The 1,793-nt window shown below is 65.4% G+C and carries 2 protein-coding genes; both read right to left on the reverse strand.

Going from position 1 to position 1,793, the window contains the following annotated elements; genetic code table 11:
• Positions 1 to 890, reverse strand: an 890-nt coding sequence (locus EN780_RS33370; protein WP_133372850.1) for a serine hydrolase, incomplete at its 3' end; no start/stop codon positions are given.
• A 26-nt stretch (positions 891 to 916) separates the two neighbouring features.
• Positions 917 to 1,793 (reverse strand): serine hydrolase (locus tag EN780_RS33375; protein WP_133372851.1); only part of this gene is annotated, 877 nt, incomplete at its 5' end.

Genomic DNA, 1,793 nt, shown 5'->3' on the forward strand with positions numbered 1-1,793 from the left:
ACGATGCGGCGGCCATTGGCCATGCCGCCCTGCCGCATCATCTCGCCGACCCGCGCCAGGTCGCGCGGTGTCACCGAAATGCCGCCGGCCGTGCGCGCCGTGCCTTCCATGTCGACGGCGATCGAGCCCTCGCTCGCCGCGCCGAGCGGCTGCCACAATTTCGCGCGCAGGAGATCGCCGATGCGCTGGCCCGACGCCCGCTCCAGCAGCATGCCGAGCAGATCGGAATTGGGCGAGCGGTAGCGATAGGTCTGGCCGTGCGGCTCGCCGAGGCGCTGCAAACTCAGGATGAACGCCTTGAGGCTTTCGGACCCGCCTCCCGGATTCCACAGCGTGGCGCGGCGGTAGCGGGCAAACGCGCTTTCGGGATCGAGATAGGCCTCCTCGAAATCGAGGCTGACGCTCATGTCTAGCACATGCCGGCAGCTCGCATCGCCATAGGCCGAACCCTCGGCTTCGGGGATATAGCTGACGACCGGCGCGTCCGGGTCGAATACCCTCTCGCCTTCCAGTATGCCTGCAAGGATGGCGGTGAAGGACTTGCTGATCGAGAAGATGATGTGGCGCGCGCCGAACTCCATATGCGGCGCGAACCAGTCGCCGACCAGCCTGCCGCCCTTCAGGACCGTCAGCGCATCGGTGTCAGAGCGCTTGAGAAAAGCCGCGACCGTTTCCGGCTCGGCCGCCAGCGCGACCTTTTCGTCGAGCAGCCCGCCAAGCGCCTGCGCCGGCGCCTCTGCGCCGCCCGACGCCGCGAAGGGCGTGCTCGGCACCAGTTCGCCGACATTCTGGAACGACCAGCGATTGAATGGGCTTTCGCGCCAGTTGGAGAGCAGCACCGCATTGCGGGCAAAGCCATACTGTGTCTCGAACGCGGTCCTGCCGGTCATGACGATCTCTTCTGCTTGCTTGTGGGTCAGCCCAGCGCCGCGGCAATGGCGTGCACGGCCTTCAGCGTCGCCACCGAATAGGCAATGTTGGCGAAATCCGGGTAGGTCGACAGCTTCACCACGACCAACCGGTTGTCCCAATCGATATGGATCAGCTGCCCGAACACGCCCCGGCACATCAGCGCGCGCGAGCGCGGATCCTCGATCCAGAACTGGTTGCGGTAGCTACCTTCCGGCAGGCTGGGATTGAAGCCGGGACCGTGCCTGCCATTGCGTGTCGCTTCGATCCAGTCGGCCGGCACCACGCCACCGCCATTGTCGAGGATCAACTGGCCGAACCGGCCATAATCGCGCAGCGTCGCATTGAAGCCGCCCTCGGCCAGCGCATAGCCGGCGCTGTCGACGCTAAAGCAGGCGCTCTCATCAGCGCCAAGCTTTTGCCAGAGTTCCTCGGAAACCAGTTGCGCCAGGCGCTTGCCGGTCACCCGCTCCATGATGAAGGCGAGCACGTCGGTCTCGATCGAGCGGTATTCGAACGCCTCGCCATGCGGCCGGACCTTGTCCTTCAGCCGCAGGATCAGCTCGAACATGTGCGCCGGCCACAGAAAGGCGGGATCGCTGCCAGGCGGCACCGGTTTCCAGCCGCTGGCGACGTCGACCTGGCCGATCTCCGAATAGGGGTTGGTGTACTCCTCGGAGAAGCGTACGCCCGTCGTCATATCGAGCACATGCTGCACGCTGGCGCCAGCCCAGGCGGTCTCGCCGAGTTCCGGGAGATAGGCGGTCACCGGCCTTGCCGTGTCGATCAGGCCGCGCCCCACTAATATGCCGAACACCGTGCCGGTGACCGACTTCGCCATCGACTGCGACAGATGCAGCGAGCGCTCGTCCATACCGTTGAAA

Source organism: Mesorhizobium sp. M4B.F.Ca.ET.089.01.1.1 (assembly GCF_004022605.1).
Classification (GTDB): domain Bacteria; phylum Pseudomonadota; class Alphaproteobacteria; order Rhizobiales; family Rhizobiaceae; genus Mesorhizobium; species Mesorhizobium abyssinicae.